The sequence below is a fragment of the Prauserella oleivorans genome (genome assembly GCF_042685745.1).
Classification (GTDB): domain Bacteria; phylum Actinomycetota; class Actinomycetes; order Mycobacteriales; family Pseudonocardiaceae; genus Prauserella_A; species Prauserella_A oleivorans.
Genome location: NZ_JBHUNT010000001.1, coordinates 1,594,011 through 1,611,212 on the forward strand (window position 1 = coordinate 1,594,011; position 17,202 = coordinate 1,611,212).

A 17,202-nucleotide genomic window follows, 5' to 3' on the forward strand; every position below is an offset into this window, starting at 1 on the left:
GCAGACGGTCAGTGGGGAACGTCGCCGGGCGACGCCGTGAGTTCCCGCTCGGCCTCGTCCGTCGCCGTGCCGGGCTGTCCCTGTTTCCCCTGGAGCAACCGCGCCACCTCGCCCCGCAGCGCTACGAACCGGGCCGACTCGCGCGTGGCGATCTGATCCCGGTCGGCGGGCAGGTCGATGGTCAGGTCGGCGACGATGCTCGCGGGCGAGGACGAGAGCACCAGCACCCGGTCGCCGAGGTAGACGCTCTCGTCGATGTCGTGGGTGACGAGCAGGATCGTGCTCTGCTGTTCGCGCTGTACGCGGCGCAGCAGATCCTCCAGGTCGAACCGCGTCTGCGCGTCCACGGACGCGAACGGCTCGTCCATCAGCAGCAGTGCCGGACGGCTCGCCAGCGCCCGCGCGATCGACACGCGCTGCTGCATACCGCCGGAGAGCTGCCACGGGAACTTCGTGCCCACGCCGGCCAGCCCGACCGCGTCGAGCGCCTCCTGGGCGCGCTGCGCCCGCTCGCGCTTGCCGATCTTCTTCCAGCGCAACGGGAACTCGACGTTCTTCGCGACCGTCAGCCAGGGGAACAGCGACCGGCTGTAGTCCTGGAACACGACGGCGAGATCGTCGGGCACGCCGGTCACCTCGTCGTCGTGCAGGCGCACCGAACCCTCGGTCGGCGGAATGAGTCCCGCGATGCAACGGAGCAAAGTGGACTTGCCGCAACCGGACGGGCCCACGATGCACGCGAGCTCGCCCGCCTCGACGGAGAAGGAGAGCTCCCGCACGGCGACGTGGGCGCGCTCGCCCTGGCCGTAGCGGTGGTTGAGGCCGGACACCTCGAGCATGGTCGGCACGTCAGTCTCCTGTGGATGCTGGTGCGATCGGGCGATCACACATCGTCGTTTCGGGTGGGCTGCCAGCGCAGAACCCGGCGCTCGACGGTGAGCAGCACGCCGTTCAGGCCGTAGCCGAGGATGCCCAGCAGCACGATCCACGACCACATCATCGGGAAGTCGAAGTTCTGCTGCGTGGAGATGAGCTGGTGGCCGATGCCGGCGAACGAGCCGATCAGCTCCGAGACCACCATGAGAATCAAGGAGATCGACAGGCTCAGCCGCAGGCCCGCGAAGATCTTCGGCAGCGCCGCGGGCAGCACCACCAGGCCGATCCAGTACGGGGCAGGCGTGCGGAACGAGCGGGCGGTGTCGGCCTTCACCGAGTCGACCGAGCGAACCCCGTCGACGGTGTTCAGCAGGATCGGCCACACGGCACCGAAGATGATGGTGGCCACCTGCATGCCCGGCCCGAGTCCGAAGAGGACCATGAACACCGGAACGAGCGTGGGCGGCGGGATGGCCCGGAAGAAGGCGAACAACGGGCCCACGTAGTCCATTCCGGTGCGGGAGCGGCCGAGTGCGGTGCCCAGGCCGGTGCCCAGGACGACCGCGACGGCCCACCCGCCCAGGCAGCGGCCGAGGCTCGGCAGCACGTCGTCGAACACCGTGTCGGTGAGGAAGAGCTGCGATGCGGGTCCGGAGAACCACAACCGCACCGCCGTCGCCACGATGTCGGTGGGCGGCGGGAAGAAGACGCTGCCCGCCAGCCGGGCGGCGAGTTCCCAGCAGGCGACCGCACCGGCGAACACGAGCCAGTTGGTGGCGCCCGAAGTCATCCGGCGCCCAGTGGTGCCCTCCCGATCGAGCGTCTGGGTCACGTCGTCCTCCCCGTGGCCTCGTTCCAGCGGAACAGGCGCTTGCCGGTCCGCTCGAGGCCCTCGTTGATGAGGTAGCCGATGAGGCCGGCGATCACCGTCCCCGCCAGCACCTGGTCCATGCGCATGCCGCTGGAGCTCACCTCGAGGATGAACTTGCCGAGCCCGCTCGCGGCCCCGGCGACGTACTCGACACTCACCACGACGATCAGGGCCACCGCGGCGGACATGCGGATGCCGGTGAACACGAACGGTGCCGCGTGCGGCAGCGCGACGGAGGTGAGCAGCTGCCTGCGGTTGGTGCCGCACGCTCGTGCGGTGTCCAGCAGCACCGGGTCGATCTCGCCGAGCGCGTAGATGGCGTTGAACAGGATCGGCCACACCGCCGCGTACACGGCAAGAGCGATCTTGGCCTCCGGGCCGCCGCCGACGACCAGCAGCACCAGGGGAATGAGCGCGACCGACGGGATGGGCCGCAGGAACTCCACGATGGCTCGCGTGGCCGCACGCAGCCACGCGACGTTGCCCAGCACCAGCCCGAGCGGAACGGCGATGCCGATGGAGATCAGCAGCGCGATCGCCCACGCCAGCAGGGTGGCGATGACATCGCGCAGGAACAGCTCCTGGCTCAACAGCTCCACTGTGGTCACCAGGACCTCGCTGGGCGGAGGGAGGAACACCTCGGGTACCAGACCGGACCTGACGGCAGCTTCCCAGAGCAGGAAGAAGCCGATCAGGCCGGTCAGGTTTCGCAGCAGCTTCGGCACGGCTAGTCGGCGGCGGGCTGCGCGATCATCGAGCCCGCGTCCATCCGCTTCGGCAGACCACCGAACTCCAGCAGGAGGTCAGCCACTCGCTGCAGCCTGCTCGCGTCCAACTTGGACTGGAACGTCAGAAGTTCCGTCATGGCGGCGATCTCCTTGTCCACCTTGGCGAACTCGACCATCAGCGGCTCGATCTTGCTCCGATCCTCGGATTCCCGCGTGGCCCTGTCCATCGCCCGCTGGAAGGCCGCGACAACTTTGGGGTTCTCCTGCGCGAACTTGGCCTGCGAGGCGTAGCCGGCGGTCGGGAAGTCCTTGGTGGGGCCGGTGGCGGTGTCGAACATCGGCACGGCGCCGACAGTCTTGGCCGCCGAGGTGATGAACGGTTCGGTCATGAACGCCGCGTCGATGTTGCCGCGCTGCAGGGCGTTCGGCATGTCCGGGAACGGCAGGAAGACCCATTCGACGTCGCTGAAGTCGACGCCATTGGTCTTCATCAGCGACTTGGTGAGCACGTCGGAGGTCGTGTTCTCGCTCGTGACGGCAATGCGTTTGCCGGCGAGGTCCTGGACGTTCTTGATCGGCGAGTCCGCCTTGGTGACGATCATGGTGCTCTTCGGGCCCGCGGAGGAGGCGTCGGAGACGAACTTGAAGTCGGCCGCGCCCTTGCTCTGCGCGATGAAGAACGCCGTGTAGCTGCCGTAGGCGATGTCGACCTCGCCGTTGATGAGCTTGGTCAGTGAGGCCTGGCCGTTCGGTGCGTTCACCGTCTCGACCGTCAGGCCCTCGTCCTCGAAATACCCGTTGCGATTTGCAAGATGCAGCGGTGCCAGGTCGATCGTCGGCATGACGGACACGGTGATCTTGGACTTCTCCAGGTCACCATTGCCGCTGTCGGAAGCTTCCTCGGAGCCGCCCAGCAGGCCGCAGCCACTGATCGAGGTCAGCAGAACGAGTCCGGCGGTGAGCAGCGCCGTGGTGCGGCGTCTGGAGGCCCGTCCCGAGCGGCGTGGTAGTGGAAGCAAGGGAACTCCTCGAGGTGCGAAGGACACTGTGGTCGGTCATCGCGTGGACGAGGCATTGGTCCATACCTGGTCCACGGCGTTACGCGGCCACTGTAGAGAAAGTTCCGAACCGATCACAATGGGTGCTCACTACCGTCGGGTAGGTGGCGCAAATCACTCTTTGGCTTCAGTGCGTCATCGTCGGGGGCTACTCCTCGTGTTCACCCTGCTCGACGTTGGGACAGCTCACCGGAACCGGCGTTAGCCCTGTTGGTGCTGATCCACCGGTCTCGCCTGTAAGGGTTACATGTTCACACGAGCTTCGCTACTCTCTGCCCCTGCGATCTCGGTACAGACCACCACGTCAGTGAAAGAGTGCCTGCAATGGCTGAGCGATGGGGCGTTCACCGCGCTACGGCAAGCCTGTCGAGGCAGGGCTGTCCAGCGTTTTCCGCCTGGGCGCGATAACTCGAAAGGGCGACGCAGGAGCCATGTCGGTGCGGTTGGGGAACCGGGCGCTGAGCCGCCACCGAGGCTTCTGTGGTGCGGTCCGGCCGAGCGCAAACCGGACAACTGGGATGAACGACATCCAGTCGGTTAGTGGATGTCCGTGGAGCTGCAGGGCTCGGAATTTGGGAGTGTGCTCGTAGTGCTCGACGAGAAGGCGGAGAAGGGACTCGCCGGGGACGGCGACGGTCCGGCCGCCGGGGCGGATGCCTCCCCGTCGGCCCGGGACGACGTCGCTGAGCAGAGTCGCTCTCGCCGGGGACCGCGGGACTGGAAGCTGCGGTCCAAACTCGCGCTCGTGTTGATCATACCCACGGTCACGGCCCTGGTACTGGGTGGCTTGCGGGTGTACGACGCGCTCGGCCAGGCCGAGGAGTTCCAGCAGACCGCCGAGCAGGTGGAACTCGCCGACAAGATCACCAGTGTGGTCCACGAGCTCCAGGCCGAACGGATCCTCGCCGTCACGAAGGTGGCCTCGGGTGGCGATCCGCGGCGGGACGGAGCGCTCGACGCGCAGATCCTGCAGGTGGACCGGGTGGTGTCCGAGCTGCGCGACGTGGCCGACGACCTGGAGACCGACGATCCGGCCGCGCGCGAGCGGTACAACCGCGGCATTCAACGGCTTGACGCGCTCGGTCCGCTGCGCAACGCGATCGACACCTCGCCCTACTCGGACGTTTCCGCGCTGTCCACCTATTCGTCGATTGTGGACGAACTTGTCCGGCTCGGTCGCGAGGTCAACACCGCGATCACCGACCAGGACCTCCTGCGCGAGGGCACGACGGTGCAGGCGCTCAGCGAGGCGAAGGAGTTCGTCGCGCGGCAGGACGCGGCGTTGCAGATCGCCGCGCTGCACAACGAGTTCCGCGCCGACCTGCTCGACCAGGCGCGGGCGGCGTTCGCGGGCAGCGAGGCGTCGATCGAGACCTTCACGGCGTTCGCCTCCCCCGATCAGCGGCAGTTGTTCATCGACACCGTGAGCGGACCCGAGGTCGACGGCAGGCAGCGCACGCGGGAACAGGCGTTCGTCCGGGCGGAGTTCGGTGAACCACTCGCCATCAACAGCGCCGAACTCGCCAACGACACCACCGTCACCCTCGACAGGTTCCGCACCGTGGAGGAGGAGCTCCTCGGCGGCCTGAGGGCGCACGCCGACAGCCTGGCCGGCTCCGCGACGGCAGCCGCCTGGCGCGACTCCGGCATCGTGCTCGCCGCGCTCGTGGCCGCGCTGCTGCTGATGTTCGCGGTCGCCCGGTTGCTGCTCGGACCGCTGCGGGTGTTGCGCAGCAGCGCGCTGGAGGTCGCCTACGTGCGGCTGCCCGAGACCGTGCGGCGCATCCTGGCCGACCCGAATCCCATCGAGGCCTCGCAGGGCGCCATCGCGCCGGTGCCGGTCGACACCAAGGACGAGATCGGCGAGGTCGCCCGGTCGTTCGACGTGGTGCACGAACGCGCCATCCGGATGGCCGCCGAGCAGGCACTGCTGCGCGAGAACGTCAACGGCATCTTCGTCAACCTCTCGCGGCGCAGCCAGCGGCTGGTGGAACGCCAGCTCGGCGTGATCGACCGGCTCGAGGCCGACGAACAGGACCCGGACCAGCTCGCGAGCCTGTTCGAGCTCGACCACCTCGCCACCCGGTTGCGCCGCAACGGCGAGAGCCTGCTGGTGCTCTCCGGCGCGGGGCTGTCGAAGTCGGTGTCCCGTCCCGTGCCCGCCGCCGACGTGGTGGGGCCGCGGTGTCGGAGATCGAGCAGTACGCGCGGGTCGAGGTCGGCTCGATACCGGACGTCGCCGTGCAGGGCAGAGCCATCCACGACCTCGTGCACCTGCTCGCGGAGCTGCTCGACAACGCGACCTACTTCTCCGAGCCGGAAACCAAGATCTCCGTGCGTGCCGTGGTGACCCGCAAGCGCGCACTGGCCATCCAGATCACCGACCGCGGCGTCGGCATGACCGAGGAGCAGCTCGCGAAGGCCAACGCGCGGTTGGCCGACCCGCCGGACCTCGACGTGTCGGTGACGAGGCGGATGGGCCTCTACGTGGTGGCGCGGCTGGCGAAGCGGCACGGCATCGAGGTGCGGCTGCGGGAGAACGAGGACATCGAAGGCGGTGTGATCGCCCGGATCGTCGTGCCTGCCGAGCTGCTGACGCAGCAACCGCAGACGCCCCAGCCGGCCGCCATGCCGCGGATGGCGGGGCACCACAACGGTTCCTTCGCCGGCGTCCCCGCCGCGGCCGAGCTGCCGATGCGCCGGCTCGACCAGCCGGAGGAGCCGGCCGCCGACGCGTCCCCGAGGGTGTCCGAACCGGATACTGTGGACAGTGCACGGACCTCCGCGCTCCCGCGGCCGAACATCGAGGCGGGTGCCCCGGCCGACAACGCCGGTCTCAAGCCCCTGGAGCAGCCGATCAGTCTCGACGATCTCGTCGGCGGCGCCGCCAAGGCGGCGGGCCCGTTCGTCAGCCCCGCCTCCGCCGAGCCGCCCCCTCCCGGACCGGGGGAGGAACCGCAGTGGCCGGCCGAATCGCCCGAACCGCACGCCGACGGCGCCGCGTCCGGTGACGCCGACAACCCGCTGTCCCTGCCGAAACGCGAGCCACGCTACGTTCCGGTGGTGCCGGAACCGGCCGCGGCCGCCGAGCCCCACGCGAGCAACGGCAGCGCACTGGAGGACGAGGTGCCGACCAAGAGGTTGCCGATCTACCAGTCCGTGCTCTCGCGGTGGTTCAGCGAGGAAGCCGAACCCGAGCCGGCCGAGGCGGAGCAGCAGGACGAGAGCGGCGACCGTGCCGAGGACCGGACCGGGTCCCCCGAGGAGGAGGGCTGGCAGAGCGTGTCCGACACCGGGTGGCAGGCGGCTCACGCCCTGCTCGAGCCGAAGGGGGAGGAGATCACCCCCGCCGGCTTGCCGAAGCGCGTGCCCAACGCCTACCTGGTGCCGGGTTCGGTCCGGTCGGCGGGCGGCAACGCATTCACCGACATGACGGCGGGCAAGCCCGGGCGTGAGGCCATCGCCAGATCGGCGGAGGCCGCGCGCAACCGCATGGCGAGCTTCCAGCGGGGATACCAGAGCGGCCGGCACGCGCTGGAGGAGCCGGCCGGCGGAGGCACACGATTCGATTCTGTGTCGTCGCACGATTCGGACGACCGAACAGGCGACAACGGGGCGAAGGAGTAAGAGTTGACACGGGCTGGTTCGATGCAGCCGGGGGCGCCCAAACAGGGCAGTTCCGGACAGACCGGGAGCTTCGCTTGGCTCATCACGGACTTCGTGCACCGGGTGCCCGGTGCGGCGCACGCCGTCGTCGTCTCGGCGGACGGGCTGCTGCTCGCGGCGTCCCGGGGGTTGCCGAAGGACAGAGCCGACCAGCTCGCCGCCGTGGCCTCCGGCCTGACGAGTCTGGCGCGTGGTGCAGCCCAGGTCTTCGAGGGCGGCCCGGTGGCTCAGACCGTGGTCGAGATGGCCAACGGCTTCCTCTTCCTGATGTCGGTGTCCGACGGCTCCTGTCTGGCTGTGCTCGGCGCGCCGGACAGCGACATCGGCCTGGTGGTGTACGAGATGACGTTGCTGGTCGATCGGGTCGGCCAGCAGATGACGCCGGAACTGCGCGCTCAGCTCCAGGGCAGCGCGCGCCGGTGAGCAGTCGCCGAGATCGCATGGCGAACACGTTTCCGATCAGGCATCCAGCACAGTGAGCACACACTGAGGAGACCGCCGTGGATTCCGGGCACTCACGAGGTGACCGACGGCTCGACCGGGGAATTCCGCCCGGCCCGTGGCCGGAGGAGGGGCCGGACGAGGACCTCGGCAACGCCGAACCCGACGACCGGAACCGGGAACCGGTGCGACCTGCCTCGCACCGCGCCGACAGCCCGATCGACACGGGCGAATGGTTGCATCGTGCCGACGACGACCGCGGTGACCCGGCCGAGTTCGATGTCGCGGAGTACCGGCAGCGGCTGTTCAGCGGCCCTGGCTCCGAGCTCTACGGCATGGGCGGCGGTGGCTTCGACGCGTTCGCCCGTTTCGACGACTCGGCGGGCTTCGACCGGTCCCGGGGCTTCGACAGCTCGACGGGCCCTTCCGGCTCGACCGGTTTCGGCGGATTCGAGGGGTTCAAAGGGGTCGAGGGGTTCGAGGGGTTCGGCGAGCACACCGACGAGTCGGCCGCTTTCGCCGCGTTCGCCGAACGCTCGCTCGACGACGACCCGGCCCCACGCGAGCGGTTCGTGCCCTCACCCGTTCCCAGGCAGGCGTCGGCGGACCCAGGTACGCGAGCCGAACCCGGTGGCTGGGCCGAACCCGGTGGCTGGGCCGAACCGGAGAGCCCGATGGAGTCGTCGGGCCTGGTCCGGCCGTATTTCCGGACGAGGGGCAGGACCCGCCCTGCTTACGACCTCGCACTCGAGGCGCTCGTCCAGACCTCCGAACGGGGCAGGCGGCTGGAGCGCGTGCGGGTGCCCGAGCACCGGTCGATCTGCGGGCTATGCCTGGACACCCGGTCGGTCGCGGAGGTGGCGGCGCTGCTCCGGCTGCCGCTCGGCGTGGTGCGGGTCCTTGTTGGTGACGTTGCCGGTCTCGGGCTTGTGCTCGTGCACTCCGCGGACTCCATGGTGGGGGACCGGCCCAGTATCGAGTTCATGGAAAGGGTTCTCAGTGGCCTTCGGCGACTTTGACACCGACGCGAACACACCCGCCGCGGCGGGTGGTCCCACCTCCTCGGCCAAAATCGTGGTCGCGGGCGGATTCGGTGTCGGCAAGACGACGCTGGTCGGCGCGATCTCGGAGATCGACCCGCTGACCACGGAGGCGTCGATGACCGAGGCGAGCGTGTCCGTGGACGACCTGTCGGCCACGCCGAACAAGATGACCACCACGGTCGCCATGGACTTCGGCCGCATCTCCCTGGACTCCGACCTCGTGCTGTACGTGTTCGGCACGCCCGGCCAGCACCGATTCTGGTTCATGTGGGACGACCTGGCCTACGGCGCGATCGGTGCCGTCGTGCTGGTCGACACGCGGCGGCTGGCCGATGCCTTCCCGTCGATCGACTTCTTCGAGAACCGCAAGCTGCCCTACATCGTGGCGATCAACTGCTTCGACCGGCTGCTGCATCACTCGATCGAGGATGTGCGGCACGCGCTGACGATCTCGCCGTCAGTGCCGATCATGGCCTGTGACGTGCGCGAGCGGGAATCGGCGAAACAGGTGTTGATCTCGGTGGTCAAGCACGCGATCGCACACGACAGCGCGCTGCAACCCGGCTGACCGGTGCCCGCGGCTCGCGTGCACCGCGCGCGTGGACGGGGCTCGCGCTCGAGGAGGATTGACCAGGCTAATAGTCTGGCTGTTCGGATCGTGTGCGCACGCGAGGAGGGACAGTGACGGCTCCGGGTCATCGGGGTAGCTTCGGCTGGCTCGTCAGCGATTTCGTGCGCAGAGTGCCCGGTGCGGCGCATGCCGTGGTGGTCTCGGCGGACGGGCTGATGCTCGCCGCGTCCGACGGGCTGCCGAGGGAGCGTGCCGACCAGCTGGCCGCGGTGGCGTCGGGGCTGGTGTCGCTGACGCTCGGGGCGGCTCGCTGCTTCGAGGCCGGGAACGTCAACCAGACCGTCGTGGAGATGGAACGGGGCTACTTGTTCCTGATGTCGATCAGTGACGGCTCGTGTCTGGCGGTGCTGGCCGCGCCGAATTCGGACATCGGCACGGTGGCCTACGAGATGACGCTGCTCGTCGACCGCGTCGGCCAGCAGCTGACTCCAGAGTTGCGTGCGCAGTTGCAGGGCGGGGTGCGTGGGTAACGGATTGGACGCATGGGAGGCCCTGCACCAGGGCACCGGCCGGGAAGCCTTCGACTCGCCGGAACGCTTCGACCTCAGCAGCCTGCCCAAGCTCACGCACAGGCAGCCGCCAGCCCCGACGCGGTACGAACATCGGTCATTGGTCCGGCCCTACGCGCGCACGGGCGGCCGGACGCGGCCGGGCAAGGACCTGCAGATCGAATCGCTGGTGGAGACCAGCGAGCAGGGCAGGCGCTATGTCGGCGCGGCGACGACCGTGCAGCGGTTCATCTGCGATCTGTGTGTCGAGGTGCGCTCGATCGCGGAGATCGCCGCGTATGCGCGGCTCCCGCTCGGCGTGGTGAAGGTGATCGTCGCCGACCTGGCCGAGGCAGGCGCCCTGGTGATCCAGCAGTCGGACATGATGCTGAACGACCGCTCGTCGCAGGCGTTCATGGAGCGGATTCTGGACGGCCTGCGGGCTCTGTAGCCCCGGTCGCCACGCCGCGGGTGGCGCCGGCCCGGTGTGCTTCCGCGCCCGGGCCGGCGCTCGGCGGGAAATTCGGTCGATCCACAAATCCCGCCCCGCGACGGATCGGATAGGCGTGAAAGCGTCCACCGACATAGCGCGACTTCCAGAAACACGCGTTGCCGGGCGGGCACTGCTGCTGGATACGCATCTTGGTTGCCGCGTCGAGTGCCCCCGGGACCTGCGGTAACCGGCGACCTTGCCCGTCGTCGACGACCGGTGTCAATCACCGATCGGGCGAGGAGGTTCAGTCCTCCACCAGCGCCGCCGAGGTGATGCGGTGGAGGGGATAGCGCTCGTTCTCCGCGCTTTCGAGAATGCCGCCGCCCACGCGCACCGGTGTCACCACGCGCTGGCTCGCGGTGCCGTGCGAGTCGACGAACCCGATCCAGACCTCCCGCTGTTCCCGCGTGGCCCGCGCGAGCAGGGCCATGGTCGCCGACGTGTCGGCGCCCCCGCCCGCGGGCAGCCGCACGGTCGTGCCGCGCCGGGTTGTGGCGGCACGGTCACCCGCACGGATGTGCGCCAGCACGGCCGCCACCTGCTCGGGGCTGATCGGACCGGGTTGCGGCACGGTACGGCGGGCGGGCCGGCCGCGCGCCGGGATGCGCCGGCCGCTGGGCCGCAGGTCGAGGATTCGGCCGTCGGGGCCCTCGGCGGCCGGCGTGAAGCCCGCCGACCGCAACGCGTCCAGCAGTTCCGCGAGCGGGTAGGGGCTCACCAGGACGGTCGGTGCGATCTTGCGGAGCTCGTAGTCGCGCGCGGCCGCGGTACGCAGGACCTCGGCGATCAGCACCTCGTCGTCGCAGCGCAGGAACGATGCCGCCGCGCCGCCGCGCAGCCGCCCGTGCCTGCGGGCGACGTCGTCGATGAGGTACGTGAGCGACTGTGGCACCGGCGTGGCCGAATGGGTGCGGAACAGGTCGTGCAGGTCGTCGGCGGTCCGGCCGGTGTCGAGCGCACGCCGGACGGAGTCCTCGGTGACGCGGTAGACGGTGGCGTGCCCGGCCGACTCGACGTCGGCGACCGCGGTGATCTCGGTGGCCAGCTCCGCCTCGAGCGGTCCGGGCGCGACGACCGTCAGGTCGGCCTGGACGAGCACCTGGTCGACCGGTTGCGGCATCGCGTCGGCCATCGCGCTCGCCGCGAGGTGCGGGTCGTCGTCGAGCAAGGCGCCCGCCGCCGACGTCAGCGCGCCGAGTGCCACCACGCCGAGCGCCGACGCCTCGGCCATGGTCCAGCGGACGATGTCGTCGCGCAGCCGCCCACCCCGGCGCGGGGCTCGCCAGGCGAGGAGCGCGACCAGCTCGTCGACGCTCTTGATCCCCGCGCCCGAGGGCAGCTCGGCGAGCGTGTCGAGCACACGGCGCCGCAGGGTCGGCGCCTGCGGGCGGCGCAGCTCCTCGGACAGCGGGACGAGCGTCTTGTCCTTGGCGTCGCGCTGACCCGCGAGCCCGGGCAACCGGGGCAGGTCGAGCCAGGCCTGGGCGATGGTCATCCAGCGGACCGCCGGTGGCGACGACAGCCAGGAGTCGGTGAGCGTGGTCGGAACCCACTCGGCGTTCGGGTCGTCGCTCGCGGCCACCAGGCCCGCTCCGGCGGCGAGCTCGGCGAGCAGCGTGACCCGTGGCTCGTCGATGTCGAGTTCCTTGGCCAGCCGCCGGACCTCGCGCACGCCGAGCCCGCCGGACTTCAGCACCGGCGACGGCTGCTGTGACCACGCCCGCAGCACCGATTCCAGGTGCCGCAGGAACTCCATGGCCTCACCGGCGGCCGCCTCGTCTACTGTGGACTGTTGATGCGGGTTGGTCGGCAGGTCCGGTTCGCGCAGCGTGCCGGGCGGGTGGATCACCCCGCCGCGCAATGCGAGCCCCAGTTCCCTCGGCAGCTCGACGGTCTGGTCGTCGCGGCGCAGCAGCAGCCCGCGGGCCAGCAGGCGCTGGACGGGGTTGGCCGCCAGCTCGAGCGGCACGTCGGTGGCGGCGTCCCGGGTCCGGCCGATCGGTGGTCCGGCGGACAGCTTGCCGAGCAGCGCGCGTTCGTCCTCGCCGATCTCCGCGAGTGCGGCGGCGAGGTCGGTCTTCGCGAGCGCCGGCGCCGGCGAGCCCAGTCCGGCGGGGAAGGGTCCGAAAGTCTCGCGGGCACCGGGTGCGACCTGCAGGGCGTCGTCGTCACCCCACGCGAGGGCGAGCCCGCGCAGGCGGTCCAGCGCCGGGCCGGGATCGGTGCCGAGGAGCTCGCTCAACGTATCCCGGCCGACCGGCTCGGTGTCGGCGCCGGCCACGACCAGCGCCTCCAGCACCGACAGCGTCGCCGTGTCCAGGTTCTCGCAGGCCCGCGCGATCGAACCGGCCGTTCCGGCACGGGTCGCCAGCACCGCCGAGTCGGCAGGGGGCGGAGTCGCGAGGTCGCGGCGCGCGCGCAGCAGTTCGGTCAACGTGTCGTCGGAAGCCGAGCGCAGCCAGTCCGCGAGAGAGATGGCGGCCATCGCAGACCACGATATCTCGCGTGCGGCGGCATCGGGCACACTGTGTTCATCGTTGGTCGAGTTATGGAGGACGACGTGGCGAAGGCCGACAGCCGCAAGACCAAGCGGATCGACCCGAACTGGCCGCAGGTGCCGGAGGGCGCGCACCCCGTTTCGGAGCTCGCGGCCGACCGGCAGGGCGCGCTCTCCCCGTACGGTGACATGACGTTCCCGCTCGAGACGGTGCCCTACGAGCACCCCGAGACGGAGATCAACAAGCGCGGCTAGTGCCGTGTTGTTACTGCTCGGTCACCCTGCCGGGCGACGGTGACCCCGGCCACGGGACTAGTGTTTCCACCCGTATCCAGCTCGTTTCTTTGACGCGGGGGTAGTGAAATGCCGGTTCCCGGTCCGGGTTATTCGATCACCGTACGGCTCGAGGCGCCACCGTCGGCGAGCGCGGCCGGGGACCTCACGACCGCGGTCGGGAAGGTGGGCGGCGTGCTCACCGCGTTCGACGTCGTCGAGTCGCACGCCGACGCCATCGTCATCGACATCACGGCGAACGTGGCCTCGGCCGACCACGCCGAGGACATCACCACCGCGCTCGACGCCCTGCCCGGCGTGCACGTGCGGAAGGTGTCCGACCGCACGTTCCTCATGCACCTCGGCGGCAAGCTCGAGGTGAGCCCCAAGGTCGCGCTCCGTAACCGTGACGACCTCTCCCGCGCCTACACGCCCGGTGTCGCCCGCGTCTGCCAGGCCATCGCCGCCAACCCGGACGACGCCCGCAGGTTGACGATCAAGCGCAACACGGTCGCCGTGGTCACCGACGGCTCCGCCGTGCTGGGCCTCGGCAACATCGGCCCGTCCGCCGCGCTTCCCGTGATGGAAGGAAAGGCGGCGCTGTTCAAGAAGTTCGCCGGCGTCGATGCGTGGCCGGTGTGCCTCGATACCCAGGACACCGACGAGATCATCGCCATCGTCCGCGCGCTCGCGCCCGTCTACGCGGGCATCAACCTCGAGGACATCGCCGCGCCGCGGTGCTTCGAGATCGAGGCCCGGCTCCGTGAGCAGCTGGACATCCCGGTCTTCCACGACGACCAGCACGGCACCGCGATCGTCGTGGTCGCCGCGCTGCGCAACGCGCTGCGTGTCGTGGGCAAGCCGATCGAGAAGTGCCGCATCGTCGTCAGCGGGGTGGGGGCCGCGGGCTCGGCGATCATCCGCCTGCTCCTGCGCAAGGCGCCGGCCGACATCGTCGCCGTCGACATCGACGGCATCGTCCACTCCGGCCGCGAGGGCATGGACCCCAACCTGCACTGGGTCGCCGAGAACACCAACAAGGACGGCATGACCGGCAGCCTGCACGACGCGCTCGTCGGCTCCGACGTCTTCATCGGCGTCTCCGCGCCCAACATCCTCGGTGCCGAACACGTCGCCACGATGGCCGAGGACCCCATCGTGTTCGCCCTGGCCAACCCGGACCCGGAGATCGACCCGCTGGAGGCGCAGAAGCACGCCGCCGTCGTGGCCACCGGCCGCAGCGACTACCCGAACCAGATCAACAACGTCCTCGCGTTCCCGGGTGTGTTCCGCGGTCTGCTCGACGCGCAGGCCCACCACATCGACGACGACATGCTGATCGCCGCGGCCAACGCCATCGCCGACGTGGTGGACGACCGGCTCAACGCCTCGTTCATCGTGCCGAGCGTGTTCGACGCGGCGGTGGCACCGGCCGTTGCCGAGGCCGTGAAGTCCGCGGCAAGGAAGGAAGAAGTAGCCTCGACGTCGTGAGTGAACTGAGCCACGTCGACGAGTCGGGCGCGGCCCGCATGGTGGATGTGTCGGGCAAGGACGTCACGGCCCGCACCGCGGTCGCCACGGGCCGGGTCCGGACTACGGCCGAGGTCATCGGGCTGCTCTCAGCGAACGGCCTGCCCAAGGGTGACGCCCTGGCGACCGCGCGGATCGCCGGCATCATGGGCGCCAAGCGCACCAGCGAGCTGATCCCGCTGTGCCACCCGATCGCGCTCACGAAGGCGGATGTGAGCTTCGAACTCGAGGCCCAGAGCGTGCGGATCGAGGCGATGGCGCGCACGAGCGACCGCACCGGGGTCGAGATGGAGGCGCTGACGGCCGTCGCCGTCGCGGGTCTGACCCTGCACGACATGATCAAAGCGGTCGATCCGGCCGCGACACTCGACGAGGTCCGGCTCGAAGCCAAGGATGGCGGTAAGACGGGCCGTTGGCGCCGCGAGGAGCAGGGCCGATGAACGACGAGGCTCTGTTCGCCGGCCCGGCCCGCGTGGGCCGCGAGACACGGGAGAAGCGATGAATCGCACGGCGAGGGTCGTAGTGGCGTCGAACCGGGCCGCGACCGGGGTCTACGCCGACCGGACGGGCCCGGTGATCGCCGCCTGGCTCACCGAGCGCGGGTACACGACGCCGGATCCGGTGGTCGTGGCGGACGGCGAGCCCGTGGCGCAGGCGTTGCGGGACTGTCTGCGCGACGAGGTGGACGTCGTCATCACGACGGGCGGCACCGGCATCTCGCCGACCGACCGCACTCCTGAGGCGACGGCTCCACTGCTCGACGTCGAGGTCCCGGGCCTGGCCGACGCGGTGCGCGCGGCCGGGCAGGACAAGGTGCCCGCGGCGATGCTCTCCCGGGGTCTGGCCGGGGTGGCCGGGCGGACGCTGATCGTGAACCTGCCGGGGTCGCGTGGTGGCGTGACCGACGGGCTCGCCGTTCTCGACGGGGTGCTCGACCACGCCGTCGAGCAGATCGCGGGTGGCGACCATCCGCGGCCCGAGCCCGTCGCCGAGCCGCGCGAGTCCCTCAGCGGCGGGACGGCGCGGATCGCTCTGGCGCAGGTGACGGACACCCCGCTGTCGGTCGAGGAGCACGCGCACCTGGTGAGCGAGTCGGCTGCCGGGGCTGTGGTGACCTTTGGTGGCGTGGTCCGCGACCACGACGACGGCCGGTCGGTGGAGTCCCTGTACTACGAGGGGCACCCGACGGCGGGCGATGTGCTGGCCAGGGTCGTCGCCGACGTGGCCGGACACCGCACGGGCGTGCGGGCGGTCGCGGTGAGCCACCGGATCGGTGCGCTGGAGATCGGGGACGTGGCGCTGGCGTGTGCGGTGGCCGCCGACCACCGGGGCGAGGCATTCGCCACCTGTTCGGAGCTGGTGGACGAGATCAAGGCCCGGCTCCCGGTGTGGAAGCACCAGAAGTTCACCGACGGCACCGACGAGTGGGTCAACTCGCCCTGACCGGCTGACGGCGCGAGCCCGCCCAGCCCGCCGTGTCTGCCGCTCAGGTCGCCGTGTCTGCCGTTCGCGTCGCCGTGTCGGCGGTCTGTGTCGCCGTGTCGGCCTTCTGAGAGGCTGCACGTGCGTCGAGCCGACTGTGGTCCTGCCGAGCGCCTCGACGAAAAACCTGGGTGGAGGCTGGGCAGCCCGGAATGGTCGCGTGATGGCGCAAGCGCGTGCGGGCTCGCAAAGTCCATGGCGTGACCCCGAGCCGTGGCTCTATTTCGGATCGACGTTGTTCGGACCTCTGTGGTCTGTACCGCCACGGCCGCCCCCGAACGATGCCGAAAGGCGTAGGGCCCCACCGTCCGGGGGACACGGTGGGGCCCTACGTGCTAGCCGTCAGCTAGCACCCGCGCCATTCGGCACAAGCGAACTGCGGAGCAGGTCACTTGGTGGCGATCTTCTGGCCGACGACGATGAAGTCGGGGTTGCTGATGTAACCCTCGTTCAGCTCGACCAGCTTCTGGTAGCCGCCCTGGACGCCCTTCTTCGTGGCGATCTTGCTCAGGGTGTCGCCGGCGACGACGGTGTAGTCACCGTTGGGGTTCGACTTGGCGACCGCGGCCGGAGCAGCCGGCTCCGGAGCCGGAGCGCTCTCCTCGACCGGCTCGTAAGAGGTCTCGGTCTCGGCCTCGTACGAGCCCTCGGTGTTGGAGCTCTCGTAGCTGGCGGTGGAGCCCGCCTGGGCACCACAGACCGGCCACGCACCGATGCCCTGGCCCTGCAGGACGCGCTCGGCGACCGCGATCTGCTCCTCGCGGGACGCGTTGGCCGGGTTGCCGCTACCGCCGTAGGCCTCCCAGGTGCTCTGCGAGAACTGCAGACCGCCGTAGTAGCCGTTACCGGTGTTGATGCTCCAGTCGCCGCCGCTCTCGCACTCCGCGATGGCGTCCCAGTTGACGCTGTCGGCCTGCGCGGGGGTCGCAGCGATCGCCAGCGGGGCGCCCACAGTCAGGCCCGCCACAGCGAAACGGGCAAAGGTGCGGGAAGCAGCGGAGGTCTTACGGTGCTTGCCTCGATAAGCCATTTTTGACTCGGTCTCGCCTTCCGCGCCTCCGTGGATCGAGGCAGGCCGCACTGGCCTGGCCGACCCTGTCGGGCCGGCTCCCATCGCCGTTCAGG

Annotated in this window: 15 protein-coding genes and 1 pseudogene; 10 read left to right on the plus strand and 6 right to left on the minus strand. The window is 70.0% G+C overall.

Going from position 1 to position 17,202, the window contains the following annotated elements; genetic code table 11:
* Nucleotides 1–8: 8 nt before the first annotated feature.
* From ACFSZT_RS07905 to ACFSZT_RS07920, 4 genes are read right to left on the minus strand one after another with little or no spacing between them, the layout of a single operon-like run.
* Nucleotides 9–839 carry an ABC transporter ATP-binding protein gene (locus tag ACFSZT_RS07905; RefSeq protein WP_377388584.1) on the minus strand — a complete coding sequence of 277 codons (831 nt, stop codon included), beginning with the start codon at nucleotides 837–839 and terminating at the stop codon, nucleotides 9–11.
* A gap of 44 nt (nucleotides 840–883) precedes the next feature.
* A complete protein-coding gene (locus ACFSZT_RS07910; RefSeq protein ID WP_377388586.1) occupies nucleotides 884–1,666 on the minus strand; it encodes an ABC transporter permease in 783 nt (260 codons plus the stop codon).
* 38 nt (nucleotides 1,667–1,704) lie between these two features.
* A complete protein-coding gene (locus tag ACFSZT_RS07915) occupies nucleotides 1,705–2,472 on the minus strand; it encodes an ABC transporter permease (RefSeq protein ID WP_377388431.1) in 768 nt (255 codons plus the stop codon).
* Between the two features lie 2 nt (nucleotides 2,473–2,474).
* Nucleotides 2,475–3,494, minus strand: coding sequence for an ABC transporter substrate-binding protein (locus ACFSZT_RS07920; RefSeq protein WP_377388433.1), 1,020 nt, complete (start codon nucleotides 3,492–3,494; stop codon nucleotides 2,475–2,477).
* A 583-nt stretch (nucleotides 3,495–4,077) separates the two neighbouring features.
* Here ACFSZT_RS07920 and ACFSZT_RS07925 point away from each other — a divergent pair.
* The 6 genes and pseudogenes from ACFSZT_RS07925 (at nucleotide 4,078) to ACFSZT_RS07950 (ending at nucleotide 10,253) form a co-directional block, all read left to right on the plus strand.
* Nucleotides 4,078–7,160: pseudogene (locus ACFSZT_RS07925) on the plus strand (sensor histidine kinase).
* 3 nt (nucleotides 7,161–7,163) lie between these two features.
* The gene (locus tag ACFSZT_RS07930) at nucleotides 7,164–7,622 is read left to right on the plus strand and encodes a roadblock/LC7 domain-containing protein (protein WP_377388435.1); all 459 of its coding nucleotides are present in this window, start codon (nucleotides 7,164–7,166) and stop codon (nucleotides 7,620–7,622) included.
* 77 nt (nucleotides 7,623–7,699) lie between these two features.
* On the plus strand, nucleotides 7,700–8,659 hold the full coding sequence (locus ACFSZT_RS07935; RefSeq protein WP_377388437.1) for a DUF742 domain-containing protein: 960 nt from the start codon (nucleotides 7,700–7,702) through the stop codon (nucleotides 8,657–8,659).
* Nucleotides 8,640–9,251 carry a GTP-binding protein gene (locus tag ACFSZT_RS07940; RefSeq protein ID WP_377388439.1) on the plus strand — a complete coding sequence of 204 codons (612 nt, stop codon included), beginning with the start codon at nucleotides 8,640–8,642 and terminating at the stop codon, nucleotides 9,249–9,251. Before ACFSZT_RS07935 ends, ACFSZT_RS07940 begins: the two co-directional genes overlap by 20 nt.
* A gap of 113 nt (nucleotides 9,252–9,364) precedes the next feature.
* Nucleotides 9,365–9,784: a roadblock/LC7 domain-containing protein gene (locus ACFSZT_RS07945; RefSeq protein WP_377388441.1), complete on the plus strand. Its 420-nt coding sequence runs from the start codon at nucleotides 9,365–9,367 to the stop codon at nucleotides 9,782–9,784.
* Nucleotides 9,777–10,253: a DUF742 domain-containing protein gene (locus tag ACFSZT_RS07950; RefSeq protein WP_377388443.1), complete on the plus strand. Its 477-nt coding sequence runs from the start codon at nucleotides 9,777–9,779 to the stop codon at nucleotides 10,251–10,253. Before ACFSZT_RS07945 ends, ACFSZT_RS07950 begins: the two co-directional genes overlap by 8 nt.
* 286 nt (nucleotides 10,254–10,539) lie before the next feature.
* Here ACFSZT_RS07950 and ACFSZT_RS07955 read toward each other — a convergent pair whose 3' ends face one another.
* Nucleotides 10,540–12,780, minus strand: a complete 2,241-nt coding sequence (locus ACFSZT_RS07955) for a helicase-associated domain-containing protein (protein WP_377388445.1) — start codon at nucleotides 12,778–12,780, stop codon at nucleotides 10,540–10,542.
* Between the two features lie 63 nt (nucleotides 12,781–12,843).
* On the opposite strand from ACFSZT_RS07955, the gene ACFSZT_RS07960 reads away from it, so the two are divergent.
* The 4 genes from ACFSZT_RS07960 (at nucleotide 12,844) to ACFSZT_RS07975 (ending at nucleotide 16,038) form a co-directional block, all read left to right on the plus strand.
* A complete protein-coding gene (locus ACFSZT_RS07960; RefSeq protein WP_377388447.1) occupies nucleotides 12,844–13,047 on the plus strand; it encodes a hypothetical protein in 204 nt (67 codons plus the stop codon).
* A 108-nt stretch (nucleotides 13,048–13,155) separates the two neighbouring features.
* The gene (locus ACFSZT_RS07965; protein ID WP_377388449.1) at nucleotides 13,156–14,556 is read left to right on the plus strand and encodes an NAD-dependent malic enzyme; all 1,401 of its coding nucleotides are present in this window, start codon (nucleotides 13,156–13,158) and stop codon (nucleotides 14,554–14,556) included.
* Nucleotides 14,553–15,035, plus strand: a complete 483-nt coding sequence (gene moaC / locus ACFSZT_RS07970; protein WP_377388451.1) for a cyclic pyranopterin monophosphate synthase MoaC — start codon at nucleotides 14,553–14,555, stop codon at nucleotides 15,033–15,035. The genes ACFSZT_RS07965 and moaC overlap by 4 nt, the downstream gene beginning before the upstream one ends.
* Nucleotides 15,036–15,093: 58 nt before the next feature.
* Nucleotides 15,094–16,038, plus strand: a complete 945-nt coding sequence (locus ACFSZT_RS07975; RefSeq protein WP_377388453.1) for a molybdenum cofactor biosynthesis protein MoaE — start codon at nucleotides 15,094–15,096, stop codon at nucleotides 16,036–16,038.
* A gap of 427 nt (nucleotides 16,039–16,465) precedes the next feature.
* Here the strand turns inward: ACFSZT_RS07975 and ACFSZT_RS07980 are convergent, their stop codons facing one another.
* Nucleotides 16,466–17,107: a LysM peptidoglycan-binding domain-containing protein gene (locus ACFSZT_RS07980; RefSeq protein ID WP_377388455.1), complete on the minus strand. Its 642-nt coding sequence runs from the start codon at nucleotides 17,105–17,107 to the stop codon at nucleotides 16,466–16,468.
* Between the last annotated feature and the right edge of the window lie 95 nt (nucleotides 17,108–17,202).